This is a genomic window from Candidatus Binataceae bacterium, assembly GCA_035308025.1.
Classification (GTDB): domain Bacteria; phylum Desulfobacterota; class Binatia; order Binatales; family Binataceae; genus JAJPHI01.
This window is the reverse complement of record DATGHL010000036.1, coordinates 1-7,153: the sequence shown is the minus strand read 5'-3', so window position 1 is coordinate 7,153 and position 7,153 is coordinate 1. Positions and strand designations below refer to the sequence as shown.

At 64.5% G+C, this 7,153-nt stretch carries 5 protein-coding genes; 3 read left to right on the top strand and 2 right to left on the bottom strand.

The window, feature by feature from the left end:
* The first annotated feature begins 178 nt into the window (after positions 1-178).
* From VKS22_11205 to VKS22_11195, 3 genes are all read left to right on the top strand, one after another.
* Complete coding sequence (locus tag VKS22_11205) at positions 179-1,717, top strand: YifB family Mg chelatase-like AAA ATPase (protein HLW71175.1); 1,539 nt, start codon at positions 179-181, stop codon at positions 1,715-1,717.
* A 773-nt stretch (positions 1,718-2,490) separates the two neighbouring features.
* Entirely contained in the window at positions 2,491-2,958 is a 468-nt protein-coding gene (locus VKS22_11200; GenBank protein HLW71174.1) for a hypothetical protein, read from the top strand.
* 263 nt (positions 2,959-3,221) lie between these two features.
* The gene (locus VKS22_11195) at positions 3,222-5,438 is read left to right on the top strand and encodes an ATP-binding protein (protein ID HLW71173.1); all 2,217 of its coding nucleotides are present in this window, start codon (positions 3,222-3,224) and stop codon (positions 5,436-5,438) included.
* Positions 5,439-5,586: 148 nt separating this feature from the next.
* Here the strand turns inward: VKS22_11195 and coaA are convergent, their stop codons facing one another.
* Both coaA and VKS22_11185 read right to left on the bottom strand, forming a co-directional pair.
* Complete coding sequence (gene coaA / locus VKS22_11190) at positions 5,587-6,543, bottom strand: type I pantothenate kinase (protein HLW71172.1); 957 nt, start codon at positions 6,541-6,543, stop codon at positions 5,587-5,589.
* 39 nt (positions 6,544-6,582) lie between these two features.
* On the bottom strand, positions 6,583-6,906 hold the full coding sequence (locus VKS22_11185) for a phosphoribosyl-ATP diphosphatase (GenBank protein HLW71171.1): 324 nt from the start codon (positions 6,904-6,906) through the stop codon (positions 6,583-6,585).
* Positions 6,907-7,153: the final 247 nt, after the last annotated feature.

Here is a 7,153-nt window from a genome sequence, read left to right as displayed (position 1 = left end):
TTAAGGCAAAGCCGCCGAATCGCCTGCGTGAGAAGCCAGGAACGGCTTCAGTTGCCAATGGCTTAGCGAACGGTCGAGCCTATTTGCGAGGCGTAACCGAGTCCCAACCGTGTTCCCTTAATGTTCTTGATCTCCGCCCGGCCTTCCTCTACCGTGGATTGCGGGAGAGAGGGGCTGCATGGTCCAGCGGGTTTCCACCGTCGCGTTTGAGGGGATCGAGGCCCGGGCCGTCGACGTGCAGGTGCAGGTCGCGCCCGGTTTGCCGGCTTTCGCCATCGTCGGCCTTCCCGACAAGGCGGTGTCGGAGGCGCGCGAACGCGTACGCTCGGCGCTGATCGCCTCGGGGCTGGCGCTGCCGGCGCGGCGAATCACCGTCAACCTCGCGCCGGCCGATTTGCCGAAGGAGGGCAGCCATTACGATCTGCCGATCGCGCTCGGCCTGATGGCAGCGATCGGCGCGATCCCGCCGGACGCGCTCTCCGGCTTCACCGTGCTCGGCGAACTCGGGCTCGATGGCTCGATCGCGCCCGTGGCGGGCGTGTTGCCGGCGGCGATCGGGGCGAACGCGCGCGACGAGGGACTGATCTGTCCTTCGTCTTGCGGCGCCGAAGCGGCCTGGGCGAGCCCGGAACTCCAGATCGTGGCGGCGAATTCGCTGATCCAGATCGCCAACCACTTCAAGGGCACGCAGGTGCTGTCGCGCCCCTCGCCGAAAGTGCATGCGCCAGAGACGACGCAACTTGATCTGCGCGACATCAAGGGCCAGGAGAGCGCCAAGCGCGCGCTCGAGATCGCGGCCGCGGGCGGCCACCACCTTTTGATGATGGGCTCGCCCGGCGCCGGCAAGTCGATGCTGGCGGCGCGGCTGCCCTCGATCCTGCCACCGCTGTCGCCCTCGGAGCTGCTCGAAGTGTCTATGATCGCCTCCGTCGCGGGCGAAATCCGCGACGGCGCCTTGACCGCGCGGCGGCCGTTCCGCAGCCCGCATCATTCCGCGAGCATGGCGGCGCTGACCGGCGGCGGCTTGCGCGCCAGGCCGGGCGAGATTTCGCTCGCGCACCAGGGCGTGCTGTTCCTCGACGAATTGCCGGAGTTCGATCCGCGCGTGCTGGATTCGCTGCGTCAGCCGCTCGAAAACGGCGAGGTCTCCGTCTCCCGCGCCAATCACCGCGTCACTTACCCTGCGCGATTCATGCTGGTCGCCGCCATGAATCCCTGCCGCTGCGGCCATGCCTTCGAGCCCGGCTTTTCCTGCAAGCGCGGCCGGATCGACCGCTGCACCTCGGATTATCAGACCCGCATCTCAGGTCCCCTGATGGACCGCATCGATTTGCGCATCGAAGTGCCCGCCGTCACCGCCGCCGATCTGATCCTGCCGCCGCCGGCGGAGGGTTCAGCCGAAGTGGCGGCCCGCGTGGCGGCGGCGCGCGACGTGCAGAGCGCGCGTTATGCCGCGATTGGACTTGCAAATATTCGCACCAACGCCGAAGCGCCGGCTTCGGTGCTGGAGACCGTCGCGCAGCCCGACGCGCAGGGGCTGAAATTGTTGCGCGATGCCTCCGAAACCATGCGGCTGTCGGCGCGCGGCTATCACCGCGTGCTGCGCGTGGCGCGAACGCTGGCCGACCTCGACGGCGCGGAACAGATCACGCGGCTGCATCTGGCCGAAGCCTTGTCCTACCGCGCGCTCGCCGAGGATGTCCGGCGCGCGGCGTGAGCTAGCGAACACGTCAGCGGCGCGCTCCACCCGACGGGCAAATCACTGCGCGTATTGAACTCGCTGTCCAGTCTCTTTGCGAAAAATTTTCCGCTTTCCATGTCGGGCAAATCATCTCTACAAGCTCGCCCCGTCCCGCCCGATAAGAGGGACGTTTCGCGATCGTCACGAACGTTGGGCTTGGGATGCGATGGACGCCGAAGGCGCGATAGGACGAGCGCGCTTTCAGGCGGACGGCGAAGTCGTGTGGTCCTGACGCCCCGACGCTGGCGTCAAGTTTGCGGGTGATGATCCCGCAGGCGATGGTGGCAAGAAAGCCCGGTCACCAGGGAGAGCTCGCTATAAGCCGTAAAACCATTGCGTAGGGAATGCCGGGTGTTTCCGGTGTGACCGTGGTGACTACACTCGTATGCTCATTTTATTTTGCATGCGAGGCTGCGGGCGCATCGCGCGCCCGGCATTCCCTGCGCCTCTATGTTTCGGGGCGAAAGGTTCATGCACAGCTCGGGCGTATTGACGCCGCGAGATCGCGAGGGTGTGGCTGCGGGCCGCGCGGGCTGTTTGAAATTCGAATTTGTGACGCGGCGAAGGAACCCGTAGCCCGGATGAGCGAACGCGAAATCCGGGGCGGTATCGCGTTCCCGGATGTCGCTTCGCTCATCCGGGCTACGATATGCCTCCCCCATCAACCCGACGGTAACGAGTTTTGTTTACGCTTCGCCAACCATAAGCCCTCCGAAAAATCGGAGGGTTTGCGATGAGCGAGTGGGTTCATGTTGCGTTTCAGGATTCTGGCCTCGGCCGTTCCACTTCTCCTTGCCGCTTTGTTCGCGCGCGGCGGCCTGTTGCTCAGTTTGCATCCCTGTATCGCAGTCGCCGATTCCTCGGTGGAGCTTTCGGACCTGCCCTGGCATGCCGATCTCCATGTCGCGTTCACCGACGACCCGGCCGCGGCGACGGTGCGGGTGCAGATATCGGATAGCGCTGATACAGCCGACTTCGCCCTGGTCGACGAGGCTGAGGCTGCCGAGCCGGGTGCATGCGAGGCGCATCCCGCGACGCGCTTTGTGTCGGTCTCGATAGATCCAGAAAGCGGCGGCCCCGTCATTTACCTGTCGCATGAGGGTCCCGCCGATTATCGCATCTTTGTCCGCTCGAAGCGGTTTTCGCTGCGCGATGCGGCGGCGCTTGTCGTCGGCGCCGGCGGCGGACGTCAGTCCCGGCAGGCTGCCTCGCTTTAGCTTGCGTCTTGTCAGCTTGCGATCTTGTCTTGGCGCGCCTTCGGGCCGCGGGCCAAGCGGCCCTAACCCTTTATTAACCATGTTCTCAGTGGACAATATCAGGCCACATTGCCTCAAGCACTTTGCAAGGTCGTAATCCCATCCTCGTCGCCAACCAATGACGCAGCGCCGGCAGCCGGACAACTGCGCCGGCGTGACGCAACGCGTGACGCGAGCTTTTGGGGTGATCGGTGATGGGGCGGATTGTCAGGATCAAGTTGCGCTTGCGCCGTTTCTCGCGACGTCATCCCTGGGTACTGTTCTCCGTCCGCTCGTTCATGATCTTCTCCGCCACCTTTGGCGGCGCCTATGGGTTCATCGCCGGCAGCCGATCCCCGGATTCCGGCTATGACCCCAACAGCTTCGCGATCGGGGCAAGCTTCCTGTTCGCCCTCGCCTGCCTCGCGCTCGTCACAGTGAGCATGCGGCTGCGTTTCCTGCGCAAGAAAATGCGCAAGATCGCGCTGCATAACGAGACGCTGGTCGATCGCAATTGGGAATTGAAGGAAGCCGAGGAGCGCGTCCGCAGCCTGTTCGAATCGCAAGGCGATCTGATCGTGCTGCGCGATGCCAAAGGCTTGATCACCTTCGTCAACGACGCCTATTGCGAGCTCACCCAAAAGCCGCGTAGCGCGCTGATCGGCAGCCAGTTTCAGTTCAGCGTGCTCGAGCAGGGCGACAGCGCGCTCGAGCCGAACGGCACGCGGGTTCACGACCAGAAAATCGAAACCGCGCTCGGACCGCGGTGGATCGCATGGCGCGAGGGACTGGTCCGCTTCGATGCGGGCGCGCCCGCCGAAATGCAATGCGTCGGCCGCGACGTCACCGACCGCACCGAGACCGAGCGCGCGCTCGCCGAGGCGCGCGACCAGGCCGATGCCGCCAATCGCGCCAAGTCGCGTTTCCTGGCGATGGCAAGCCACGAAATCCGCACCCCCCTGAACGGCATCCTCGGCATGAGCTCTCTTCTGCTCGATACGCCGCTGACCCCGGAGCAGATGACCTACGCCAAGGCGGTGAAGACGTCCGGCGACGCGCTGCTCGCCTTGATCGAGGAGCTATTGGATTATTCCAAGGTCGAGGCCGGCAAGATCGACCTCGAATCGCGCCCGTTCGCGCTCGCCGCGCTGATCGAGGACATCACCGAGCTGCTCGCGCCGCGGGCGCAGGCGCGCAAGCTCGAGATCGCGGCCTATGTCGACGAGCGCCTGCCGGCGCAAGTGATCGGCGATGCCGCGCGGCTGCGCCAGGTGTTATTGAATCTAGCCGGCAATGCGATCAAATTCACCGCGACCGGCGGCGTGGCGCTGATCGTCGAGCCCGGCATCTGGCCCAATGAAATCAGCTTCCTGGTGCGCGACACCGGCATCGGCATTGCGCCGGAAGCCCAGGCGCGGATTTTCCGCGAATTCGAGCAGGCCGACGAGAAGATTGCCCGTAGCTATGGCGGCACCGGCCTCGGCTTGAGCATCTCGGAGCGCATCGTCAAACGAATGGGCGGCCGCATCACGCTGCAAAGTAAACTCGGCGTCGGCTCGACCTTCGAGGCGGCCATTCCGCTTGCGGCCGCCGGCCAAGGCGCAGGGCCGCCCTTCGCCGCACCGGAGCTTGCCGGCCAGTCGATCATGCTGGTCGCGCCGGAGAGCATCGAGGCCTCCCTGATCGCGCGGCGGCTTCATCGCTGGGGCGGCCAGACCTGCGTGGTCGCGGATGCCGAAGTGGCGCGCGCGCTCTTGCCGGAACGCAATTGGCTCGCGATTCTGCTCGACCATGCGCTGGGCGCGGAAGAAGTTGAAGCGCTGGCGTCGGCCGCGCGATCCTGGGCTACGCAACGGATCGTCATGTTCACGCCGGCGACGCGGCACGAGCTTGCCTCGTCATCGCACCTGACCGGCTATCTGATCAAACCATTGCGCGCGGCTTCGCTCGCCGCCCGCCTCTCGACGGCGCCGGAAGTCGCAGCACCGGAGCTTGCAGGCGATACCTTGCTCGACCAGCCGGAGTCGATCGAAGCCACGCCGGCCGCAGCCACGCGCGGCCTTTCGGTGCTAGTGGCCGAAGACAACGAGATCAATGCACTCCTGATGCGTTCGCTGCTGAGCAGGCTCGGGCATCAGGCCGTGATCGCCACCAGTGGCGAAGAGGCGCTGGAATCATGGCTGTCAGCGAACTCCGCCGGCACGCCCTATGATCTGGTGCTGATGGATATCCAGATGCCGGGGCTCGACGGCATCGAAACCACCAAGCGCATCCGCGTCCGCGAGGCCGCGCTAGGCGGCCGCAAGACCCAAATCCTTGCGTTGACGGCCAATACGCTGGTGGAGGATCGCTACGCCTGCTTCGAGGCGGGCATGGATGGTTTTCTGATCAAGCCGCTCGATCGGGAAAAACTCGGCGACGCGCTTGCGGGCCTTGCCGCCGCGCGGCATGTGGCCGCCTGAGACAAAGGCGAGCGCATTCACTTCCGCTTGTCTTGACGGCTCACCCCGATTCGCCTGAGCATGGGCAGCAACGAAAGTCCGGCATTGCGTGCTCACGCCGAGCTCCCGCGTCCGCGGCAACGACCGCCCTAGATGTTTGATGAAAAAACTACAGCCGCCGCAGCGCCACGGTCTCGACCACATGGTCGGCGCCCTTTTTCAGGATCAGCGTCGCGCGCGGCCGTGTCGGCAGAATGTTGTCCTCGAGATTGGCGAGGTTGGTGCGTTCCCAGATCGCGAGTGCGGTGGCGGTCGCCTCCTCGTCGGAAAGCAGCGCATAGCGGTGAAAGTAGGATCGCGGATCATGGAACGCCGTGTCGCGAAGGGTCAGGAAGCGCGTGACATACCAGTCGCGCAATACCTGTTCCTCGGCGTCGAGATAGACGGAGAAGTCGAAGAAGTCCGAAACCACCGCCACGGCCTTGCCGTCGCGCGGCAGCCGGCCGGTCTGCAGGACATTGACGCCCTCGACGATCAGAATGTCGGGCCTGTCGATCTCGATCCACTGGTTTGGGACGATATCGTAGGTCAGATGCGAATAGACCGGTGCCCGCACCGGCCGCCGCCCGGCCTTGATGTCGCTGAGGAACGCCAGCAGCATCGGCAGATCATAGCTTTCGGGAAAGCCCTTCTTCTGCAACAGGCCTTGCCGCTCCAGCACCGCATTGGGAAACAGAAACCCGTCGGTCGTCACCAGATCGACCCTCGGCCGCGGCGACCAGCGCGCCAGCAGCGCCTGCAGCACGCGCGCGGTGGTCGACTTGCCCACCGCGACCGATCCGGCGACGCCGATGATGTAGGGCACCTTGCGGTCGCGGATGCCGAGGAACTGGCGCTGCGCCTGATAGAGCCGGTGGGTCGCATCGACGTAGATCGACAGCAGCCGAGAGAGCGGCAGGAAGATGTCCTCAACCTCCCTGATGTCGAGGCGATCGTGCATCGAACGCAGCCGCTCGAACTCGCCGGGCTCCAGCGTCATCGGCGTGTCGTCGCGCAGGCGCGCCCACTGCTCCCGCGAGAAAATCCGGTAGGGATTGTATTGTTGTTCCGGTGCCCGAATATCCATGACGCAGCCTTGTTGTCTCTCACCTGGCTCCGACGCCGCCTAGTCGCGCTTGCGCGCCGCCTTTTCCTCAAGTCCGGACATGCCGGTACGCTGCGCCAATTTTGCCTCGACTTCCTCAAGCTTCACGCCGCGTGATTTCAAAAGCACCAGCAAGTGAAACAGCACGTCGGCGCTTTCGGCGACGAGATGGTCGCGGTCATTCCCAATCCCGGCGATGACGGTTTCCACCGCCTCCTCGCCGAACTTCTTGGCACAATGCTCCGGCCCCTTGTCCAGGAGTTTGCGAGTATAGGACGCCTCTCCGCCCGACGCCGCACGGGCATCGATAATCGTAACGAGGTCATGGAGCGTGAAACGCGACATCGGAACTCAACTCAATACACAGGTCTGACGGAGGGCGCCGCCCCCTTAAGGGATTTAGCACTTCTGTCACAAAGAGTCGTCAGGGATCGAGCCGCATCGGCAGCCCGGCGCGGATCATGTGGTCCTTAGCTTCACGTATGGTAAATTCGCCGAAATGAAAGATCGAGGCCGCCAACACCGCGGTCGCATGCCCCTCGCGGATGCCTTCCACCAGATGGTCGAGATTGCCGACGCCGCCGGAAGCAAT